General features: G+C 58.6%; 19 protein-coding genes. 14 read left to right on the top strand and 5 right to left on the bottom strand.

The annotated features are described in order from the left end of the window. The first annotated feature begins 160 nt into the window (after nt 1-160). The 8 genes from NWV16_RS18975 to NWV16_RS18940 are packed head-to-tail and all read left to right on the top strand — an operon-like array spanning nt 161 to nt 9,644. On the top strand, nt 161-601 hold the full coding sequence (locus tag NWV16_RS18975) for a low molecular weight protein-tyrosine-phosphatase (protein ID WP_260520314.1): 441 nt from the start codon (nt 161-163) through the stop codon (nt 599-601). Nucleotides 602-639: 38 nt separating this feature from the next. Then, entirely contained in the window at nt 640-2,868 is a 2,229-nt protein-coding gene (locus tag NWV16_RS18970; RefSeq protein WP_260520313.1) for a polysaccharide biosynthesis tyrosine autokinase, read from the top strand. A 41-nt stretch (nt 2,869-2,909) separates the two neighbouring features. Continuing rightward, nucleotides 2,910-3,992 carry a glycosyltransferase gene (locus NWV16_RS18965; protein WP_260520312.1) on the top strand — a complete coding sequence of 361 codons (1,083 nt, stop codon included), beginning with the start codon at nt 2,910-2,912 and terminating at the stop codon, nt 3,990-3,992. Between the two features lie 14 nt (nt 3,993-4,006). Next, on the top strand, nt 4,007-5,119 hold the full coding sequence (locus tag NWV16_RS18960; RefSeq protein WP_260520311.1) for a polysaccharide pyruvyl transferase family protein: 1,113 nt from the start codon (nt 4,007-4,009) through the stop codon (nt 5,117-5,119). Beyond that, complete coding sequence (locus tag NWV16_RS18955; protein WP_260520310.1) at nt 5,116-6,348, top strand: phosphoribosylaminoimidazole carboxylase; 1,233 nt, start codon at nt 5,116-5,118, stop codon at nt 6,346-6,348. Before NWV16_RS18960 ends, NWV16_RS18955 begins: the two co-directional genes overlap by 4 nt. Continuing rightward, nucleotides 6,339-7,442 (top strand): hypothetical protein, encoded by a 1,104-nt coding sequence (locus NWV16_RS18950; protein ID WP_065260734.1) that lies wholly within the window; start codon nt 6,339-6,341, stop codon nt 7,440-7,442. The genes NWV16_RS18955 and NWV16_RS18950 overlap by 10 nt, the downstream gene beginning before the upstream one ends. A 13-nt stretch (nt 7,443-7,455) precedes the next feature. Next, complete coding sequence (locus NWV16_RS18945; protein WP_260520309.1) at nt 7,456-8,508, top strand: acyltransferase family protein; 1,053 nt, start codon at nt 7,456-7,458, stop codon at nt 8,506-8,508. Further along, nucleotides 8,508-9,644: an SGNH/GDSL hydrolase family protein gene (locus NWV16_RS18940; protein WP_260520308.1), complete on the top strand. Its 1,137-nt coding sequence runs from the start codon at nt 8,508-8,510 to the stop codon at nt 9,642-9,644. The genes NWV16_RS18945 and NWV16_RS18940 overlap by 1 nt, the downstream gene beginning before the upstream one ends. 4 nt (nt 9,645-9,648) lie before the next feature. On the opposite strand, the gene NWV16_RS18935 is transcribed toward NWV16_RS18940, so the two are convergent. Together NWV16_RS18935 and galU are read right to left on the bottom strand one after the other, a co-directional pair. Then, a complete protein-coding gene (locus tag NWV16_RS18935) occupies nt 9,649-10,059 on the bottom strand; it encodes a mannose-1-phosphate guanylyltransferase (RefSeq protein ID WP_260520307.1) in 411 nt (136 codons plus the stop codon). A gap of 31 nt (nt 10,060-10,090) precedes the next feature. Further along, nucleotides 10,091-10,924: a UTP--glucose-1-phosphate uridylyltransferase GalU gene (gene galU, locus NWV16_RS18930; protein ID WP_260520306.1), complete on the bottom strand. Its 834-nt coding sequence runs from the start codon at nt 10,922-10,924 to the stop codon at nt 10,091-10,093. Nucleotides 10,925-11,304: 380 nt separating this feature from the next. Here galU and galE point away from each other — a divergent pair, with 380 nt between their 5' ends. The 6 genes from galE (at nt 11,305) to NWV16_RS18900 (ending at nt 17,503) form a co-directional block, all read left to right on the top strand. Next, nucleotides 11,305-12,321, top strand: a complete 1,017-nt coding sequence (gene galE / locus NWV16_RS18925) for a UDP-glucose 4-epimerase GalE (RefSeq protein ID WP_260520305.1) — start codon at nt 11,305-11,307, stop codon at nt 12,319-12,321. 228 nt (nt 12,322-12,549) lie between these two features. Beyond that, nucleotides 12,550-12,786, top strand: coding sequence for a hypothetical protein (locus NWV16_RS18920; protein ID WP_003226528.1), 237 nt, complete (start codon nt 12,550-12,552; stop codon nt 12,784-12,786). 90 nt (nt 12,787-12,876) lie between these two features. Beyond that, nucleotides 12,877-13,992 (top strand): polysaccharide export protein, encoded by a 1,116-nt coding sequence (locus NWV16_RS18915; protein ID WP_260520304.1) that lies wholly within the window; start codon nt 12,877-12,879, stop codon nt 13,990-13,992. A 9-nt stretch (nt 13,993-14,001) separates the two neighbouring features. After that, the gene (locus NWV16_RS18910) at nt 14,002-14,667 is read left to right on the top strand and encodes a YjbF family lipoprotein (protein WP_065260741.1); all 666 of its coding nucleotides are present in this window, start codon (nt 14,002-14,004) and stop codon (nt 14,665-14,667) included. Continuing rightward, nucleotides 14,664-15,428: a capsule biosynthesis GfcC family protein gene (locus NWV16_RS18905; protein WP_260520303.1), complete on the top strand. Its 765-nt coding sequence runs from the start codon at nt 14,664-14,666 to the stop codon at nt 15,426-15,428. Before NWV16_RS18910 ends, NWV16_RS18905 begins: the two co-directional genes overlap by 4 nt. Next, nucleotides 15,425-17,503: a YjbH domain-containing protein gene (locus NWV16_RS18900; RefSeq protein WP_260520302.1), complete on the top strand. Its 2,079-nt coding sequence runs from the start codon at nt 15,425-15,427 to the stop codon at nt 17,501-17,503. The genes NWV16_RS18905 and NWV16_RS18900 overlap by 4 nt, the downstream gene beginning before the upstream one ends. 270 nt (nt 17,504-17,773) lie before the next feature. Here NWV16_RS18900 and NWV16_RS18895 read toward each other — a convergent pair whose 3' ends face one another. The 3 genes from NWV16_RS18895 to NWV16_RS18885 all read right to left on the bottom strand — a co-directional run bounded on the left by NWV16_RS18895 (nt 17,774) and on the right by NWV16_RS18885 (nt 21,224). Next, nucleotides 17,774-19,168 (bottom strand): undecaprenyl-phosphate glucose phosphotransferase, encoded by a 1,395-nt coding sequence (locus tag NWV16_RS18895; protein WP_260520301.1) that lies wholly within the window; start codon nt 19,166-19,168, stop codon nt 17,774-17,776. Between the two features lie 381 nt (nt 19,169-19,549). Next, entirely contained in the window at nt 19,550-20,191 is a 642-nt protein-coding gene (locus NWV16_RS18890; protein WP_260520300.1) for a helix-turn-helix domain-containing protein, read from the bottom strand. A gap of 292 nt (nt 20,192-20,483) precedes the next feature. After that, on the bottom strand, nt 20,484-21,224 hold the full coding sequence (locus NWV16_RS18885) for a winged helix-turn-helix domain-containing protein (RefSeq protein WP_260520299.1): 741 nt from the start codon (nt 21,222-21,224) through the stop codon (nt 20,484-20,486). Nucleotides 21,225-21,596: the final 372 nt, after the last annotated feature.

Genomic DNA, 21,596 nt, shown 5'->3' with positions numbered 1-21,596 from the left:
TTTAGTCCGGTAATTCTGGTTGGGTGACTTTTGGGGCCCGTGGTACTTAATGCACCGGTACTAACAGGCGAAACTGTTTCCGCGTGCAGGAAAGTCCGGTGGATTCATTTTGATTTCACGGGAAATGTTGGCCGATTGACATTACACGGGAAAGTAAACCTTGTTCAAAAAGATCCTTGTCGTTTGCGTCGGCAATATTTGCCGAAGTCCGACAGCAGAACTGTTGCTGCGTAAAGCGCTGGCGCCCTCATCGATCACGGTGAGCTCCGCAGGCCTGGCGGCACGGGTCGGTGAGTCCATGGAAGCCACGGCCCGCCGGGTGATCGAAGAGCGTGGGCTCAGTGCCGATGGATTCAAGGCGCGACAGCTTACTTCGGACATCGTCAATGAATCGGACTTGATTCTGGTCATGGAAAAACAACATGTGAATCAAGTGCTGAAGATTGCCTCCCACGCCAGGGGCAAAGTGTTCCTTCTTGGCAAGTGGCAGAGCGAACGAGAAATAGAGGATCCGTATCGTCAGGGGCAGGCCGCTTTTATTCATGCCCACGCATTGATTGAAGATGCTGTCAGCTCATGGGCGCAACGCTTGGCGCGTTGATGAATATTCTTCAGTTCAGTGAATGGTAAGAAAGACTTATGCAGTTACCGTCAGTAATCGGCACCCGGGAAAACGATCAAGACAGTATTGATCTTCTCGGCATATTCGGCAGCCTGATCGATCAGAAGTGGTTGATCGGTGCATTCACCGGCGCGTTCATGATGACCGGCGTTGCCTATGCGATTTTGGCCACCCCGGTGTATCTGGCCAATGCGCTGGTGCAGGTCGAGCCGAAAAAGAACGACATGCTCGGCTTTTCCGATCTCAACAGCATGCTTGGCGGCCAGTCGCCGTCGGTCACCGAAATCGGCATCATCAAATCCCGCGCAGTGATCGGCAAGACCGTCGACGACCTGCGTCTGGACATCGACGTGACCCCCAACACTTTTCCGCTGATTGGCGGCTTTCTTGCTCGCCGTTATCGTGGTGAGTCCGAATTCAGCGTCGCGCCGCCACGTTTCGGTCTGAGCAGCTACGCGTGGGGCGGCGAACGTCTGGAGTTCGCCCGGCTCGATCTGCCCAAGGAACTGCTGGGCAAGAAACTCAGCCTGATTACCGGCGAACAACGGCACTTCCAGTTGTTCGACGACAACGACAACCTGTTGATCGAAGGCGTGGCCGGCGAACCCTTCGCGCAGGATGGCGTAGAAGGGCAGATCACGCATTTGCAGGCCAACCCGGGCACCCGTTTCGAGGTGGTGCGCTCCCCCCGGATCGTGACGATTCAAGGCTATCAGGACGCGCTGGATATATCCGAACAGGGCAAGGAGTCGGGGATCATCCGCCTGGCCCTGGCCAGCAGCGATGCCGCTGAAGCGGTGAGGATTCTCAACAAGATCGCTTCGCTTTACGTGGATCAGAACGTACGGCGCACCTCGGCCGAAGCCGCGCAGAGCCTGGCCTTCCTGCAAAGCCAGTTGCCTCAGGTCAAGCGCGATCTGGCCAAGGCCAGCGATGCGCTCAATGCCTACCAGACTCGCGGCAAGACCGTGAACATCTCCCTGGAAACCCAGTCGGTGCTCGGCCAGTCCGTCGCACTCGAAACACGGATTTCCGAGCTGAAAATGCAGCAGGCGGAGATGGACCGCAAGTTCACCAAACAGCATCCGGCCTATCGTGCCCTGCTGACCCAGATCGGTGAGCTGACCCAGCAACAGCGGTCGCTGGAAGGCAAAGTCGGGGACCTGCCGGCCACGCAGCAGGAACTGCTCAACCTGACCCGCGACGTCGAAGTCGCTTCGCAGATCTACACCCAGTTGCTGAACAAGTCCCAGGAGCTGGACATCATCCGCGCCGGCGCCGTAGGCAACGTGCGTCTGGTGGATGCGGCGGACGTCGACCTGACCAGCCCGGTCAAACCGAAAAAAGCCCTGATCGTGCTGATCGCGACTTTCCTCGGCGCTTTCGTCGGTGTTGCTCTGGTGTTGCTGCGCAGGTCGCTGAGCAAAGGCCTGGAAGGGCCGGAAGCCATCGAGCAGCTCGGCTTGCCGGTCTACGCATCGATCCCTTACAGCGCCCTGCAACAGGAAGAAGACACCAAGAAAGTCCGCGCCAAAGTCACGGCGGACACCCCGGCGTATCTGCTGGCCCTGCGCAATCCGACGGACCTGTCCATCGAGTCGATCCGCAGCCTGCGCACCTGCCTGCATTTCGCGGCGCTGGACTCGACCAATAACCGCATCATGATTTCCGGCCCGAGCCCGCAGGTCGGCAAGACGTTCGTGTCCTCCAACCTCGCGGCGGTCATGGCCCAGAGCGGTCAGCGGGTGGTGCTGATCGATGCCGACATGCGCAAGGGGCATCTGCACAAGACACTGAACACGCCGATCACCAACGGCCTGTCGGACTTGCTGGTCAAGCGCTGCACCCTCGATCAGGCGATCAACAAAGTTGAAGTCGACAACCTGCATTTCATCAGCCGCGGCCAAGTGCCCCCCAATCCGTCCGAGCTGTTGATGCACGCCAATTTTCGCGAGCTGTTGGCGCAGCTCAGCGAACGCTACGACGTGGTGATCATCGACACGCCGCCGCTGCTGGCGGTGACGGACGCGGCGATTGTCGGCCGGGAGGCGGGCATCAGCCTGATCGTTGCGCGCTTCGGGGTTAACCCGGCCAAAGAGATCGAACTGACCATTCGCCGCTTCGCCCAGAACGGTATCGAGTTGAAAGGCGCGGTGTTCAACGGCGTCGAGAAGCGTGCGGCCAGTTACTACGGCAACGGTAGCTACGGCTATTACAACTACGAATACGCGTCCGACAAATCCTGAGTGTCAGCGACTGTCCTTATCGGCAACAAAGTGGGTGGGTTGTGAAAAAAATTCTGCATGTGGCTGAAACGATCAAAGGTGGGGTCGCGACGGTGATCCGCACGATTTCCGCGTCCCCGGAAGACGCGCAGGCAAACTACGAGCTGGTGTATCTGGTGCCGCAGGATCAGGAGCAGGAACTGCACGGCATCGCGCCAGAGCAGATCCGCACGTTCGCCCGAAGCGGGCGAAATGTGCCGTCGCTGCTGCGTTTCGCCTGGCGTCTGATCCAGGTCATGCTCAAGGAAAAACCCGATGTCGTGCACCTGCACAGCACGTTTTCCGGAGTGATCGGTCGTTGCGTGTGTGTGCTTCTGCGACCGTGGCGCCGGCCGAAAATCGTCTACTGCCCGCACGCCTTTTCGTTCCTGATGGAAAGCTCGCCGATCAAGCAGAAAGCCTACGCGTGGATCGAGCGCGTGCTGCAGAAAGTCACCGACGTGATCATCTGCGTCAGCCAGTACGAGCTGGACAAGGCCGCAGCGTTCGGCATCGAGCGCAAGCGCATGCGGCTGATCTACAACGGCATTCATCCAAAGGATGACGAGCGCAAGGCCGATGACCCGAAACCGATTCACCTGCTCTTTGTCGGTCGGCTCGATTATCAGAAAGGCTTCGACGTGTTGCTCAAGGCGTATGCCAAGGTGCAGCGCAACGACTTGAAGCTGACGGTGGTGGGCAGTGCGGTCAACGAGGCGACAGTCGAGTGTCCGCCGATGGAGGGTGTTGAATACCTGCCCTGGGTCACGCCCACCGAGGTCAACGCACTCTACCGACAGGCCGACGCGCTGATCGTTCCGAGTCGCTGGGAAGGCTTTGCCATGGTGCCGCTTGAAGGCATGGCGCTGGGCTTGCCGGTGATTGCCAGCGACTGCACGTCGCTGCCGGAAGTGGTGACCCACGGCGTATCCGGCTATGTGTTCCCCAGCGGTGACCACCATGCGCTGGCCGATCGCTTGAAGCAGATCCAGAAGCCGGCGTTGTCGGCCCTCGGCATCGAAGGCCGGCGCATCGTCCGCGAGCGTTTCAGCGCCGCGTTGATGATCCGCCAGACCTACGACCTGTATTCCGCTCCCTCTTATTAAGTAGAACATCGCTCATGAACGTAACGATTTTGCATGGCTACAGTGCCTCCAATTCCGGTGATGGCCTGCTGGTGGATCTGGCCATCGCGCTGGTGCAGCGCAACTTTGGCGAGGACACCTCGATCAATGTCGTGGCCTCTGATCCGGATTCCTTCAGCTATTTGCCGCACCCGCGTTTCGAGGCGCCGGTCATGGCCGCGAAGGGGCTGGGACGGGTCAAGCAGGCGATGTTTCTCAACCGCTCCTACGCCGGACTGGCGGATCTGCTGAAGAAAACCGACCTGATCGTCGGCGTCGGCGGCGGCTACATGCGCTCCAAGAGCGCCTTCGAACATATCAAGTTGAAACTGGGCCACGCCAAGCAACTGGAAACCGCGATCCTCAGCAAGATCCCGTCGGTGTACCTGCCGCAAAGCATCGGCCCGTTCCATGGCGACAGCGACAGGATCGTCGAGCATTACGCCAGCGCCGACGCGGTGTTCGTGCGTGACAACCGCTCCTCGAAGCTGTTCGATGCCTGTGAAAACGTCTACCGCGCGCCGGACCTCGCGGTGCAGGCGCTGGCCGGCAAGATCCTGCAACAGCCCAAGTTCACCCAATGCGCCTCGACGCCGGCCACAGTGTGCGTGGTGCTGCGCAAGCCGCCGGCATGGAGCAAGGGAAAGCAGCTCGCCTATGTGGCCAACCTGAAAGTGCTGCTGCAACGCCTGAAGGAAAAAAGCAACGTCGTGTGTGCGGTACAAAGCGCGGTGCGCGGTAACGATGACGGCGCGTTTTATCGCGAACTGGGGATCACCGAAGACTTGTTGCCGCTGAAGGCGACGTTGGCCAAATACCAGCCGGACCTGGTGATTTCCGTACGCCTGCACGGCGCGATCGAATCACTGCTCTCGGGCGTGCCGGCGTATCACATCAGCTACGAGCGCAAAGGCTTTGGCGCCTATCAGGACATGGGCGTCGAGGACTGGGTGATCAACGGCGGCGACATCAATGTCGACACCATCATCGACACGGTCTACGCACCGGACGCGCTTTCGGATTTCGGTAAACGCCTGACCGCTACCTGTCGTGAAATCGAAGCGAAAACCGTGGCCATGGACGAGATCATCAAGGGCGTCTTTCGATGATATTTCGCCTGTTGCTGCGGGGCGGAGCGCTGGGCGCCAAGTTCCTGCTGGTGCTCGCCATCACTCGTTACCTGGGATACGAGGCGCTGGGCTTCTACGGCGTGGTGGTCGCCGCATCGTTGATCGCCTCGAAGTTCTACAGTGTCGGTTTCAGCTCCGAGATCAATCGCCTGATCAGCGTCGGCGGCAGTTCCAGGCGCGTGGTCGACCGGGTTCTGCTGCTGTATCTGACGGTCGGCCTGGTGCTGTCAGGGTTGACGGTGCTGATCTATTCGCTGTTCCAGCAAGTCGAAGCGACGGTGGCATTGATCGCCTGTGTGACCCTGGTGCTGCTGACCGAACACCTGTCGTTCGAGATCAACTCGTTCGTGTTCTCCGCGCAGAAAGCCACGGCAGGGGCGCTGTTGTTCTTCATCAAGACCGGACTCTGGGCGCTGCTGGCGGTGGGCGGGATGATGCTCGGGCAGGTATCGGAGATCGCCAGCGTGCTGTGGTTGTGGGTCATCGCCAACCTGCTGGTGATCGTCGCCGGTTACCTGATTGTGGTGAAGGTTCATCGCGGGCGGGAAGAGGGCACGTTGGCGACGGCGACCGTGTGGAAAGCCGGCTTGCCGTTCTATCTGGGCACCGGCCTGATCGCCTTGAGTCAGTACGCCGAACGCTTTCTGATCATCGATCTGGAGCCCTACGCCAGCCTCGGCAAGTACGTGTACGCCTGGTCGGCGGCCAACACCTTGCAGGCGTTGTCCTACGCGGTGGTGGCGGTGGTCGGCATTCCGCTGCTCGCCAAGCGTTATCAGGCCGATCAGCAGCCGTTCACGGTCAGGCAATTGTTCGTGAACAAATGGGTCGCGCGTTCATTGGTGGTGTCGGCCGGTGTGGCGGTATTGATCTATCTGTTCTTCAACGTCGTGCTCGATCTGGTCGGTGCGCCGGTGCCACGTCCGGACAACGGAATTCTCGCCGTACTGATCTTTTCCTTCGCCCTGCGCGCCATTGGCGACATCGTCTGGGGCGGGTTGATCGCGTCGAAAAACAGCCGTGTTTCCCTTGCCAGTTCGGCGCTCTGTCTGCTGATTTCGGTGCCGGTCAGCTATCTGCTGATCAAGCATTATTCGATCTATGGCGCCGCCTGGGGCAACGTGTTCGGGATCATTGTGCAGCTCGGCGTGATTGCGCTGCTGACCCGCGCAACACGGATGAAAAAGGCTGTCGTGTCATGGGCCTGAAACTGCCGTGCATCGAGTTTCGCGGCAAGAGACTCGATTCCTCGCTGTCGTTCCTGATTCTGTTCACCGGGCTGTTTCTGTCGGTGGCCATGCCGCTGCTGGTGCCGCGCGATCCCGGCCCGGATGCGATGACCCTGTGGTCGTCCTATGCCCGGGCCGACAACTGCAATTTCTGGAACCCGTTCTCGCCGGATCGCTCATCCTACGAGTGTTCGGCGTTCCTGCTGCGGCCCACCGGGATCAACCTGACCAACGCCTGGGCCTACGGGATGTTCTGCAATTTCTTCCTCACGGCGATTCCGGTCGTGGTGTTCCGGCGCATGCCGCTGGCGATCTTCGGCACCCTGTGTCTGTGGGGCGTGGTGCGTTCGTTCTTCCTGGAGAACCTGACCAAGGAAATCATCGTGTCGGTGGCGGTGCTGAGCATTCTGTTCAGCTCGCTGACGCGCAAGTATCGCGGCGGATTTTTCCTGTCGGCGGCGATCTACGGCGTGCTGATCCGGCCCTACTGGATCCTGTTTTCGCTGTCCTGGGTCGGTGTCTGCATGATGAAGAAATACGTATCGCGCATGACCTTCTTCCTGATGTTGTTCCTGTTCTACCTGGCGGTGGCCATGGCGATCCAGCTGGCGCTGGGCTTTCCGGTGTCGTCGATTCGCGCCAGCAACAACGAACTGCGCACGGCGGGCGAGGAGGGTTCCAAGTCGCTGATCGTCTCATGGCTCAGCGGTAGTGATTTCGTCTCCCAGGCACTGGACTCGATGATCATCTTTTTCCGCCTGTCGTTTCCGGTGGAACTGATTCTGCTGTCCGGGCCGGGTCAGGTGATTTTCGTGGCGTTGATGATCATGACCGCGGTGCTGTTGTTCAAAGTCATCACCTCGACCGACTACAAAGGGGCGCCGATCCAGACCAAACCCAAGGAACTGATCGCGATTCCCTTGGCGTTTCTGCTGGTTCAAGGCTTGTTCGAGCCGGACTTCGGTTCGTTCGCCCGGCATTTCTCGATGGTGGTGCCGGTGTTGTTCGTGGGCCTGGGCTTGATGCTGCGGGCGAACAAACCGGCGCGGGTCGAATCAAGAATTCTGAATTGAGGGCGGGTGCTTTATGTCGAGCAAGAAAAAGTCCCTGGAGATCGAAACCCTGCGCGGCCTCGCGTGCCTGCTGCTGGTGCTCTACCACGTAATCGGCCCGCTGGGCGGCGGTTTGAAGATCGATGTCGGCTCGCCGTTCCGGGTGATCGCCGATTCCATGGTGTACGTGCGCATGCCGCTGTTCACCTTTATCTCGGGCTACATCTATTCCATCTACAAGATTCGCGGCAACGACTTTTCCGCGTTCTTCACCGGCAAGGTCCGGCGTCTGATCGTGCCGCTGTTTTGCGTCGGCGTGCCGTTCTCGGTGTTGCAGGCGGTGGGGCCCGGCGTGAACAAAGAAGTCGGGGTGATCGATGCGTTGTTGTCGTTCTACGTGCCGGTGAACCACTTCTGGTTCCTGCAGGCGGTGTTCATCATTTTCATGTTTGTCGGCCTGCTGGAGTGGCGCGGTCTGCTGCGCTCGGCGACACGCTTGTACCTGTTGTTCGGGTTCTCGGCGCTGGTGTTTTTGCTGCCGCCGTTCAAGTTCGATGCATTCGGCATCAACGGTGCGACCTATCTGTTGCCGTTTTTCGTGGCGGGGATGATCGGTCAGGAGAACGTCAGTGCGTTGAAGCAACGCTTCAAAGTCGTCGGCCCTGTGGTGTTCGTGCTGATTTCGCTGACGCTGTTGTACATCGCGGCACTGGATCGCGAGCTGATCATCGATCGCCGCAGCCTGATCGGCCTGACGGTCGGCTGCGTGTCCTGCTTCGCGCTGCTGTCGAGTGACATGCGCTCGAAGGCGCTGACCTGGCTCGGGGGTTACTCCTACGCGATTTTCCTGTTCCATGTGTTGTTCGCCGCCACCTCGCGTTCGGTGCTCGGGCGCCTGGGCATCCAGGACGAAAGCGTGCTGGTGTTCTGCGGTGTGGCCTGCGGGTTGCTCGGGCCGGTGTTGCTGTCGACGATCTTCAGCCGCTTCAACTTCACGTCGGTGTTGTTTCTGGGTGAACGCGCAGCGGCGAAAAAACCGGCGGCGGACCTCTCTGCGGCACAGGTCTCGGCTAAAGGAAGCGCTTGATGGTTGCAGTGGATGATGCAGCGCCGGTCGCGGCGTCGGTGGTCGAAGTCGGCGATGCTCGCCAGCGCTTTACCCAGTGGCGCGAAGGCAAGGCCGGGAAGGTGCTGTCGGTCTCGGTGATCGGCGACAGCTACAGCGCCGGGCAGGATTATTACCTCAACAAACTGGTGCAACGATTGGTCGGCGAGGTCGGTTTCGCCGGCCCCGGCTACGTCGGTTTCAACCACGGCGCGGCCCTGGGCGGCAGTCATTTCAAATACACCCGCAGCAGCGAAAAGTACTTCAGCGGCGACTGGCAGGTGTCCGGCCTCGGCCAGGCCAGTCCCGACAGTCGAACGGTAACGGGACGGCCCGGTGCATGGCTGCAGATCGATGCGCATCCGAACGAAGCGATAAACACCGCCGTCACTCAGGCAAAGTTGCTGTACCTCGGCAACGGCGAGTCCAGTGAACTGCGCTATCGCTGGTCGCCTTCGTCTGACTGGCAGCCGCTGAACCTCTCCGGCGCGGGAGTCCGGGAAGTCCCGTTGTCAGGTACCTCCGCCGCGACGGACTGGTCCTTCCGGCTGGAAGTGGTAAAGGGTGCGCCAACCCTGTTCGGCCTGTGGATGAGCAACGAGCAGGCCGGTTTGCGGGTGTCGAAACTGGCGGCGTCGGGTGCGGCCTCCGGCGATTTCTATCATGCCGATGGTCAGTGGCAGGCCCAGTGGAAAGCGGTGGTGTCGAAGATTCCGGCGGACATCTACCTGATCATGCTCGGCGGCAACGATCAGGGTTTCGGGGTGAAACCCGAGCAATATCTGAAGAACGTTCAGGGCCTGGTCGGGATGATTCGCGAGATTCAGCCGGCCGCGAGCGTCAACCTGATCATGCGTCAGGACACCACGCGCTCCAGCACCTGGCCGATGTCGGCGTATGCGCAGGTGCTGGAGCCCTGGGCCCGCGAGCAGCATCTGGGATACGCCAATCTGCAGTGCGCATTCGGTACGGACGTCAAACGATATGCGGCGGCGATGATCGGTCCGGACAAGATTCATCCGGTACCGGCCACGGGAGGGAAGGTGATTGCCGATTACTTCTATCGGATGATCACGGGCGGCAACGACGGGATTTCCGGCGGTGCCGCCTCTGAATAGGGGCTCAGCCCTTGTCGAAGCCGTCGACGTGACTCAAAAGCTCCGCGGTCTTGTGCGGCATCAATTGCGTCACGCAACGGGTTTCCACATTGATGATGATCGCCGGTTCGTTGCAGCAGATGCGCACGCGGAATCGCCAGTCGCTGAGAATCACCTTCAGGCCATCGCGGTCGTCGACCTCCAGTGCCTGCTCTCCATAGATCCGTTTCAGATGAGCGAGCAGAGGATAGGGATCTCGCAGCGGCCGGCGAATGTCACCGGACGATGGAAACATGCCGATCCGCTCCACCAGCAGGATGGTTCCGAGCCAGGACTCGTTGGCGCTGGGCAACGGCTGATGACGAGACAACCAGCTCATCACCCCGAGGTTGTCCACCTCACGTTCAATGCCTGTCGAATGTTGTGCAATGTTCATGATTGCCTCGTCGCAGATAAGCGGGCGCCTTTCAGCGGCCCTTGAGGTAGACGTTGTCGTAGCAGAAGTTGGTGGCCTGCAGGTAACCCTCGGCATCGCCGCAGTCAAAGCGCAGACCCTTGAATTTGTAAGCCAGCACGCAACCGTTCTGCGCCTGTTTCATCAGCGCGTCGGTGATCTGGATTTCCCCGCCCTTGCCCGGCTCGGTGTCGGCGATCAGGTCGAAGATATCGGGTGTCAGGATGTAGCGACCGATGATCGCCAGGTTGGACGGCGCGTCCTGCGGTGCCGGTTTTTCCACCATGTGATTGACCCGGTAGATGCCCTCGGAAATCGCCTCGCCGGCGATCACGCCGTACTTGTGGGTCTGGTCGCGGGGGACTTCCTGGATGGCCACGATCGAGCAGCGGAATTTTTTGTAAAGCTGGATCATCTGGGTGAGCACGCCGTCACCTTCCAGGTTCAGGCACAGGTCGTCGGCCAGGACCACGGCGAAGGGTTCGTCGCCGATCAGCGGACGGCCGCTGAGAATCGCGTGGCCCAGGCCTTTCATTTCCACCTGACGGGTGTACGAGAAGGTGCAGGTATCGATCAGTTCGCGAGTACCGGCGAGGAATTTCTCTTTGTCGGTGCCACGAATCTGGTGTTCGAGTTCGTAGCTGATGTCGAAGTGGTCTTCCAGCGCACGCTTGCCCCGGCCGGTGACGATCGCCATGTGCTGCAGACCGGCATCCCGTGCCTCTTCAACGGCATACTCGATCAACGGTTTGTTGACGATCGGCAGCATCTCCTTGGGCATGGCTTTGGTCGCCGGCAAGAAACGCGTGCCATAGCCGGCAGCGGGGAACAAGCATTTACGAATCATAGAAGTTTCCTGAACATTCATGGCTTACAGCCAACGGTGATATTGCAATTAGTTAAAGTTGCAAGTTGTTGAAGCTGTACTTTAATACCTGAGTCAGGTTGTGAGTGACAATGCCTGTATGATTTATAACGGGGTAATGTTATTAGATGTCGATCTGGTAAATAACAGTTATTTTTAGTCGGTATCTGTCGATAGTGGTGAAACAGCGGGAGTGCTAATAAGTACCGGGCAATACAGTTTGGCCTTTTAAAATATTGTTGGCCGGTGATGGAACTGTTTTTGTTCTGGATTGTTGTCGCCTTGTTTGTGTGAAGCAAGACACATATCAAATAAACAAGGCTTGACACGTTGTTGGCATTTTTCCCACTACGGACCGCGCTATGAAGATTCTGGTAACCGGTGGCGCCGGATATATCGGCTCGCACACCACGCTCGCATTGCTTGAAGCAGGTCATGAAGTTGTTGTTCTGGATAATCTTTGCAACAGCAGCGACAGAGCCTTGCATGCGATAGAAGCCATTTGCGGCAAAAGTGCGTTGATGATTCGCGGAGATGTGTGCGACCGAGCATTGCTGGACCGGATATTCCAGCAACATGCCATTGACGCGGTGCTGCATTTTGCCGGGCTCAAGGCCGTGGGTGAAAGCGTGCGCAAGCCGCTCGAATATTACGAAACCAATGTCAGTGGCAGCATCACGCTGTGTCAGGCGATGGCAGCGGCAGGGGTGTTCCGTCTGGTGTTCAGCTCTTCGGCCACGGTGTATGGCGAGCCTGAACAGATGCCGATCCGCGAGGATTTCCCCACCGGCATCCCGACCAATCCCTACGGCCAGTCCAAGCTGATTGTCGAAAACGTGCTGCGTGACCTGGCCCGGGCCGAGCCCCGCTGGAGCATCGCGCTGCTGCGCTACTTCAACCCGATCGGCGCCCATGACAGCGGCCACATGGGTGAAGACCCGAACGGCATCCCCAATAATCTGGTGCCTTACATCAGCCAGGTGGCGGTCGGCAGCCTGGAAGAGTTGTCGATCTTCGGCGACGACTACCCCACGGTCGACGGCACGGGCGTACGCGACTACATCCATGTCGTGGACCTGGCGGACGGGCACCTGAAGGCGTTGCAGGCCATCGCCGGGCGCACCGGCATTCACACCTGGAACCTCGGAACCGGTGACGGCTACAGCGTGATGCAGGTGCTGCGAGCCTTCGAGCAGGCGTGCGGAAAACCCGTGCCTTATCGGGTGATGCCACGGCGTTCGGGCGACATCGCCGAAAGTTGGGCGGACGCTTCCAAAGCGCAAAAAGAACTGGGCTGGAAAGCCACCCGCAACTTGCAGGACATGGTCACCGACAGCTGGCGCTGGCAATCGAATCACCCCAAAGGCTATCTGGAATGATGGCCTTTTAGTCCAATGTTATTTTCGGTCAGGTTGTTAGATATCGTCGGGAAATTACACTGGCAATGCCTTTTGCAAGTCCGTAGATATAAACCTGCCGTACGACTTTTATCAGTTGCGTATGACTGTGAAAGAACGACGGCTCTTGTTCGCGCTATTGGCGACTTGAACTCAACCACCTCTAACGGAACACCCGCAGTACCGGTGCAATGTTAGAAAGGAGTCGATATGAAAAAAGTGATGGCGATTGCCTTGTTGACGATGTTGAGCAACTGGGCATCCGCAGCTGAAGCGCCGCTTACAGCGGTAACCAATGTATCGGGCAGTGTCGCGGCTTCTACAGCGCCTGCTGCCAGTACTGCAATGGTTGCCAGTGCCGTAGCGGCGTCCAACAGTGGTGGAAGTGCCAACGGCGGTACAACGGGTACTACTGGTACCACGGGTACAACCGGCACGCACAACTAACTGAAGTATCTGTTGGAGCAGTACAGGGTCGCCCGACGAAAGTCGGGTGACTTTGTTTTTGGATTCGCCCTTGAATAGCGTAGTGCCATTATGACTCGTAGGTTTTCTCTTTTAATGTTGGCAAGTCTCGCTTTGCAAGGTTGCATGTTTTCCCCCGGTCAGCACCTGAGTACCTTTGGCATCACCCGCCAGGGCGACAGCGAAAGCAGCCGGGTCGAGCTGATTCCGATCACGCCCAAGCTGATCTCCATGAACCGGGCCACCCAGAAGCGTGAGTCGGTGCCGCAGGAGCTGCTGGCGACGCCGGCCGAATACCGCATCGGCAATAACGACGTGCTCTACATCACCGTGTGGGATCACCCCGAGCTGACCGCTCCGTCGGGTGCGCAGCAACAGATCGACGCCAACGGCCGTCTGGTGCGCTCCGATGGCACGCTGTATTACCCGTATATCAAGGAAGTCCAGGCCGCAGGCCGGACCATCCAGCAATTGCGCGACGATATCGAACGACGGCTGTCGGCCTTTATCGCCGAGCCGCAAGTGGACGTCGCCGTGCTGCGTTTTGCCAGCCAGAAAGTCGTGGTCACCGGCGCGGTCGCCAAGGCTGGCCCGCAAGCGATTTCCACCAACCCGCTGAGCGTGGTCGAAGCCCTCGGTTCGGCGGGCATCGACACCAACAATGCCGACTTGTCCGGGCTGTTGCTGACGCGTAACGGGCGGGTCTATCCGCTGAATCTGGATACCCTCAATCAACAGGATTCCGAGTTGCAGAACGTCTACCTCCAGGGTGGCGACAAGCTGTATCTGCCGTACAACGACAACAAGCGCATCTACGTGATGGGCGAGGTCAATCAGCCGCGCGCCCTGAGCTTCAAGACGGCGACGATGAACCTGTCCGATGTGCTCGGCTCGGTCGGCGGCCTGAGCCAGACCACTGCCAACGGCAACGCCGTGTACGTCATTCGCGGAGTGGAAAACCTCGATGTGGAGCCGGCGAAAATCTATCAACTGGAGGCCGAATCGCCGACCGCCATGGTCCTCGCGACGCACTTCGAAGTGCGTCCCCAGGACGTCGTTTATGTAGGGCCTGCCAACGTGACTCGCTGGAACCGTCTGATCAGCCAGTTGGTGCCGTCGGCATCGATTGTCGGCACGGGCGCTTCCGCTGCGAAGAACTGGAGCGAATTCACCAACAACAGCAAATAAGGCCCGCCTGTGAACATCCTGAAAGTTGGCGTCTGCCTGATGGCGGCCTTGTTGCTGTGTGGCTGTAATCCGCTGATGGTCGCTTCGGTGACCAACCTCAAGTCGGCCGTGGTCGGCCCGGATGATATCGACGTGACGCCGGCTCAGGTGGCCGAGGTCAATTATCCCCAGATCAAACTGACCACGCCGTCCGGTTCCGGGGTGCTGGCACTGGTGCGTGAGCGCGAGGACCTGCAGTTCTGGGTCGCGTCGGGCAAGCAAGTGCTGTTGCTGCGCGACGGTCTTGCGGTGCGCAGCGTCGGCCTGGGCGTGGAGGGTGATCTGGACGGCACGCGGCTGTCCGATGCCTCGCCATTCAGGCACGGTCTGCAGAACGTTGCCGATGGCCACACCAGCCAGCGCTGGATCGATCTCTACAAGGGCCAGGAAGTCGGGCTGATCGTCAACAGCCGCTTCACCCGCAAATCCATGGAAACCCTGAAGATTCTCAACAAGGAATATGCCGTGCTGCGTGTCGATGAGCGTATCGACGTCCCGGCCATCGGTCTGCGGACGACCAACCGTTACTGGGTCGATCCGGTGGACGGTTTTATTGTGCAGAGCGAGCAGCAACTGACCTCGCAACTGCGGGTAAAGATCGTGCAGCTGACCCCTGAACGCAGGCATGCGCCATGAAGCGTCTGAGGGTTCTTTCGGTGTGCTTGATGGTGCTCGCCGGTGCAAGTCAGGCAGCCGTCACCGTCACCGGTGATGTCGCCAATCCCGGGCCGGTGGACTTGCCGCCGGGTGGGCGCCTGACCGATGTGATCAGCGTTGCGGTGCCCAATGCCGAGGGTTACTGGCTGGCGGGTGTATTGCTGCGTCAGTCGCTGCTGGAAGAGCAGACCCGGCTCAAGGTCGGCGTGCTGTTCGACCTGGACATCTTGCAGCGCATGGCCGATCTGTTCGATCGACCCAGCCGCAAAGCACTCGCCGTGCGCGTGGCGCAGGACGTACAGAAGATGCCGGTCACCGGGCGCCAGATCGCCGATCTGGATCCGGTGGCGCTGGAAGTCGGCTTCGCCCGCAACATTCGTCTGGACGATGGTGATCGCCTGATCTACCCGCCGCGCATCGATGAAGTCGAGGTACTGGGGGCCGTCGCCGAACCGTGTCGGTTGCCTTATCAACCGCTGCTCGAAGCGCGTGAATACCTGAGTGATTGCCATGTGCTGGAAGACGATGCCGACGCCGATTATTTGTGGCTGATCCAGCCCAACGGCGTTTCGCGGCGCGTCGGCATTGCCCACTGGAACCGTGAGAGCGGGCAGTTTCCCGTTGCCGGCAGCAAGATTCTGGTGCCGTTGAAAAACGATGATCTGGATCCGCCCATCCCTGAACTGAATCAGCAGTTGGCCGAATTGATTGCCACGCAGTTGGCTGAGGTGGTTCGTTGAATTTGCGTTTTGCAGCTGTACTGTTATTGCCGTGTGGCCTGGCCCATGCCGAGCCGCGTATTACCCAGGGTGACTTCGGTGGCACCGGTCTGTTGCAGACGCCCACCGCACGCATGGCCCCGGCCGGCGAGTTGAGCGTCAACGCCAACCGCACCGAGCCCTACAGCCGCTACAGCGTTTCGTTGCAGCCGCTGGACTGGCTCGAAGGTTCGTTTCGCTACACCGCCATCACCAACCGCCCGTACGGCCCGGAGTCGATGAGCGGCAACCAGAGCTACAAGGACAAGGCGGTCGACGTCAAAGTCCGGCTCTGGGAGGAAACCCATTGGGCCCCCGACGTTTCTTTGGGCTTTCGGGACGTCGGTGGTACGGGTTTGTTCGCCAGTGAATTCCTGGTGGCCAACAAGCGCTTCGACAACCTGGATTTCAGCGCCGGTATTGCCTGGGGTTACATCGGCAATCGCGGCGACATCGACAACCCGTTCGGTTATCTCGACGACCGCTTCAAGTCCCGACCGGCCCTTGAGGGCACCGGGGACGTCAACGCCGGTTCGTACTTTCGCGGCCAGCCCTCGTTCTTCGGCGGCGTGAGTTACCAGACGCCCTGGGACCGCCTGAGCCTGAAGCTCGAATACGAAGGCAACGACTACAAGCACGAACCGAAGGACAACGTGATCAAGCAGGACTCACCGATCAACTTCGGCGCAGTGTTCAAGGTGACGGACGCCCTCGACGTCAGCGCGGCATGGGAGCGGGGCAACACCGCGATGTTCGGCGTCACGTTCCACACCAACTTCGTCAGCCGCAAGGCGCCGGCCAAGACCTTCGATCCGCCACCGGAACCACTGCCGGCCAAGGCACCGACCACATCGATGGACCAGGTCGATTGGGCCAACGTTTCGCAGCGCCTGCAACAGAATGCCGGTTACCGGGTCGAGCGCATCGCTCAGCGTGATTCCGAGTTGATCGTTTATGGCGAGCAGCAGCGCTACTTCCATTCCTCCAAGGCGGTGGGGCGTGCGAGCCGGGTGCTGGACAACAGCGTCAACGACGACATCGACTGGTTCACCCTGGTGAACAAGCGCTACGACCTGCCGCTGGAAGAAACCAGCGTGCCGCGCCAGACCTTCCGCGAGGTGATCAACAACGAGGAGCCGCTGCAGGCGTTGCACCGCACCACCGAGGTCAATCCGGCGATGCCGCACAACGAGAAGACGCTCTACACCCAGCCGTTGCAGCACTTCAGTTACGGCGCCGGCCTGGGCTTCAAACAGAACGTCGGCGGCCCGGACGGCTTGCTCTATCAATTCAGCGCCGACCTCGACGCCGAATTCCGCTTCAACCGCAACACCTGGTGGAGCGGCATGCTCAGCCAGAACCTGGCGAACAACTTCGACAAGTTCAAATACGATGCACCCAGCGGCTTGCCGCGTGTGCGCACGGATCTGCGCCAGTACCTGACCACCTCCGACACCACCATGCCGTTATTTCAGGTCAGCCACGCCGAACAACTGGACAAGGATCTGTACGGCATGGTCTACGGCGGTTATCTGGAGTCGATGTTTGCCGGGGTCGGAGGCGAGGTGCTGTTCCGTCCGACCGGCGAGCGCTGGGCGATCGGCGCGGACCTGAACTACGTGCGTCAGCGCGAATTCGATCAGGGCTTCGGCTTGCGCGACTATTCGGTGCTGACCGGCCATATCACCGGCTACACCGACCTGCCTTACGAAACGCTTGCGGCAGTCAGCATCGGGCGCTACCTGGCAGGGGACTTTGGCGGCACGCTGGATATCTCGCGAGAGTTTTCCAACGGCGTGCGCTTCGGGGCCTGGGCGACCATCACCACGGCGGGCAGTGCGGAATACGGCGAAGGTAGTTTCGACAAGGGCATCTATCTGTCGATTCCATTCGACGAGATGATGAGCATGTCGACCATGCGCCGGGCCAACCTGGTCTGGGCGCCGCTGACCCGTGACGGTGGTGCGAGACTCAACCGCAGCTTCCAGCTGCACTCCATGACCGACAGCCGCGAGGACGACATGTTCTATCGCAACTTCGGGAAGATTACCGAGTAAGCCCGGGAGACCGGGAAGCCAGAACGGGAGCCCTCGGCTCCCGTTCTGGTTTGTGGTGGATGCTGTTGTCACCGATGATCGGGTAATGCCGGAGTTTCAACACTACCCGTAACCCTGTGGGAGCGAGCCTGCTCGCGATTGGCGTCCGTTCAGCCGACATCACTGCAACCGACCCGATGCAGGTGCAAGCCTCCCGCCAGCCTCCAAATCCCGCCCACAAAAAAGGGGACTTTCGTCCCCTTGCGGTATTGCCTTGCCAAGCTCGGCGTCTCAGTAAATATCCTTCGACAACAGCGTGAACGGCGTCTTCACCAGAATCTTCAGGTCCAGCCACAGCGACCAGTTGTTGATGTACTTGAGGTCGATCTCCACACGCTTTTCCATCTTGTCGAGGGTGTCGGTCTCGCCACGGCAACCGCTGATTTGCGCCAGGCCGGTGATACCCGGTTTGATTCGGTGACGGGCCATGTAGGCGAGGATCTTGCCCGAGTAATAGTTGTTGTGTGCAACAGCGTGCGGACGCGGGCCAACCAGTGCCATGTGCCCCTGCAATACGTTGAACAGCTGCGGCAGCTCATCCAGCGAAGTGCGACGGATGAACCGTCCGACGGCGGTGATGCGCGAGTCGTTGCGGCTGGCCTGTTTGACTTCATGGTCATCGTGCACGCGCATCGAGCGGAACTTCCAGACCTGAATCACCTTGCCGTTCCAGCCATGGCGATCCTGCTTGAAGAATACCGGGCCGGGCGAACTGAGCTTCACTGCCAGCGCGATCAGCAACAGCACCGGGCTCAACAGGATGATGGCCAGCAACGCGACGCTTTTCTCCATCAGGCTTTTGCTCAGGGCCGCGGTCGGGCGGCTGGTCAGCGGGCTTTCGTTGAGGTAGATCGCCGGCAGGCCGTCCACGACTTTCACCGAATGATTGAGCAGCGTCAGGCTGTTCAGATCCGGCACCCAGACCACGTCCACGTTGGCATCCAGCAGATCGCCGTACATGGCTTCGATCTTCGCTGCTTCGGACAGCGACAGCGTGATGTACAGACGGCGGATATCGTGGCGTTTGATCAGCTCCAGCAAGTCTTCCTGGGCACCGACGACCCGTGGTGCATCCGCGTCCAGCGCAGGCACGGTGCCGTTGCTGACCAGCCCCACCAGCGGCAGGTTTTCCTGTTCGCTGAGCTTCTTCGCCAGGCCCAGAGCCAACTCGCCCGTGCCGACGATCAGGGTCTTGTGCTCGCTTTTGCGTGAGCGCTGGTAGTACTTCGAAAATGCGTGCAGGGGCGCATAGAGCAGCGCCTGACCGAGGAAACCGTACACCGCCCAGTCAAGAATCACTTGGCGCGAAAACAGCTCATCGGCCTTGCAGATGAACGCGATGAAGGTCAGCCCGGCCATGGTCATCGACCAGCCCATCAGCAACCGTCCCAGTCCGGTCAGGTAGTTGTCGCGTTTACGGTAGGCACCGCTGAACGTGTAGGCCGGAACCGAAGCCAACACCGCCAGCATGGTGCACATCCGGTAATAGAACTCGACTGTCCCGGTGTGCTGTTCGGCCAATATGAACAACAGTGAAACAATAAAGCATTGTGCCAATGCCCATTGGCCCCAGAAGGTAAGTCCCTTGAGGCCTGTGTTTCGGTTGATACGTAGAGTGAGATCCATATGCGATATCCCCAAAAGACTTCCATTCAGGTTTCGACAGTTGAAATCCGAGTCGTCAATCAGACTTTTTTGTTGTAGGTGCCGGTGTCTCGAGGTAACAACATCGGAATGCCGAACTGTCGTCAGTGAATAGACTAAGTTATTGCGGGAAGATGCTGTCTGACGAGTTCTAACAAGATGGCATAGTGCCAATCAATTATTGATGGAAATGGTCGAACGTTAGAAAAGGTCAAAAGGCAGGGGTGAACAAACAATACTCTGTTTGCTATCGTAGGAAGGGTGAGGAGGGAGGCATTACTGAATAAGGAGATTCCAACAAGCAAAGTGCTTTTTTATTTTTGTTGTTGCACTTGCTTCGGTCACTGGATGTGGAAACTGTGCTTAGGCGACAACTTCCTGGATCAGGCAATAACCGCGATTACGCACGGCGCGAAACAGTCGCTCACCGTTGCTGGCACTTTTGAATTTGTCTTGAAGACGACTCAGGCACATTTCCAGACCCCGATATTGCTCCGGTTCCCGGCCGATGCTGAGAATCAGATCGTCGCGGCTGACAACGCGTTCTTCATGGTGCAGCATCTTTCTGACCAGTGCGGTTTCAAGGCCGGTGAGACTGATCTGGATATCCTCTCGAACAAGTACGCCTTGATCATTGTCGAGATGCCAGGCTTCCGTGACCGGTCGGGGCGTGTCATTGACGTCCTCGGTGATTGCCGGGTTGTTCTGAAAGGAATGTGTGGATTGTGCCGCCAGCCATTCGGATTCGAGCGTGGCCAATATGCGCTGGGTGTCATGTTCAATACGGCGAGCGACGCTTTTCCTTGTGCCGCGTGGGTAATTGAACTCCATGAGCGTGGGAGTGGAAGAGGGCGAAGCAACACCTTCAACAAACATTTGTGCCTGAGACGTACCGAACGAATTGAAACGCTCACTGGAGAGAATGCTCTCGAGTTCACGTTGAGACGCAGAGTTATTGGTCACGACCACAAAATATTTTCTTGGGAGGGTTGTACTGGTTTCCATGTCTCTCTCCTGAATAACGCACCAAATTTGGCTAAAAAGGTAATCGGCAGACGAGTTATAACGCGCTCGGAATAATCGACAGGCAGGGTCTGGGCCCAATTATGGCCCGCGATAAGTTCCACTGGGTCTGCTTTCAGAGTAATGATTTATTGTTATGTTTAAGTGTTGCAGCGCTCATTCAATTGACAGCTTTTTATTGGATGGATATTGCAAATAAAGCGGTGAGACCGTGGAGTGTTGTAGCGTTGCATCAGACGTTCCCTCGTATGCTGCAAATGGTGATTTCCCTGACTCAGGCGGTCGAGATCAACCCCCTCATCAGACGGTAGCCATACCCGCGAATGCTCTGTATGGCGTTCGTACCGTACACGTCCTTGATTTTCCCACGCAAGCGGCTGATGGATTTTTCCAGCGCGCGAGGGTCGTAGAAATGCGTGTTTAGCCCCATGATCCCGGCGATTTCGTCATGGCTGAGAATGTGATTGCTGGTTTGCGAAAACGCTTCCAGGATCTTCATCTCGGCAAAGGAAATGTCCAGTTTCCGGCTGGTGTCGGAGAGGCAGATACGGGTCGGGTCCAGTATCAGATCAATGTCACGCAACCATTCTTCACTGCTGAAGAATTCACTCAGCAACTCACCACCCTCGTCGGAAAGGGCGTTGAGTTTGATGCAGAAGTCTGCCCCGGCAAGATGGTATTTGATCTTGTTGTGGGCGCCGCGACCGGTAATCACCGCACAAATGATCGGCTTCAAGTTTCCGGAGCGCAGGTTTTCCACCAGCGCCAGATTATCTTCCAGGGCTTGCGGAGTATCGATGACGATGAAAATGGCTCGATAGAAGCCGTGATATTCATTCGGCTGATATGAACTAGTGAAAGAGTCGGCATCCAGCGCCACACCGGTCTGCACATGCCTGGCGATCAGCGCACTGAAGTGTTCGGCCACCGCACGGGTGCGCGCCAGGGCTAGAACACCTGGCGCGTCGTTTGTTTGGTGCGAGCTTCTAGTCGCTAAGTTCCCTGTAAGCATCATGCCTTGACTCGAAAAAGTGCGGACATCGGGATGTTAAAGCACCGGTTCTCATCTGTGACTGACAATTGGTAACATTCGCGCGATTTTTAGACGTGGCTCCCGAGTTTTCTAACAATAATTAAGCTTTTCAAGCTTTTAGTTGATTTTCTCGGGGTGCTGAACTAACGAAACGAACGTCGTTAGATGGTGGCGATGTGCAATGGTGCCACTATTTTGTAACTATGGCGACCGGTTTTTATGTCCCATGGCCAGCACGGATTATCGCCTGAGCCGGGGGAGTGTGAGGTGGATCACATTTTAAGGGCTGAAGGTTATTTTGGCCACACCGTGAACAAGTTCACAGACAGACGATTATTAACATGCCTTGAGTGT

This window comes from Pseudomonas sp. BW7P1 (assembly GCF_024981055.1).
In the GTDB taxonomy this organism is placed as follows: domain Bacteria; phylum Pseudomonadota; class Gammaproteobacteria; order Pseudomonadales; family Pseudomonadaceae; genus Aquipseudomonas; species Aquipseudomonas bananamidigenes.
This window is presented reverse-complemented; position numbering and strand designations above follow the sequence as displayed.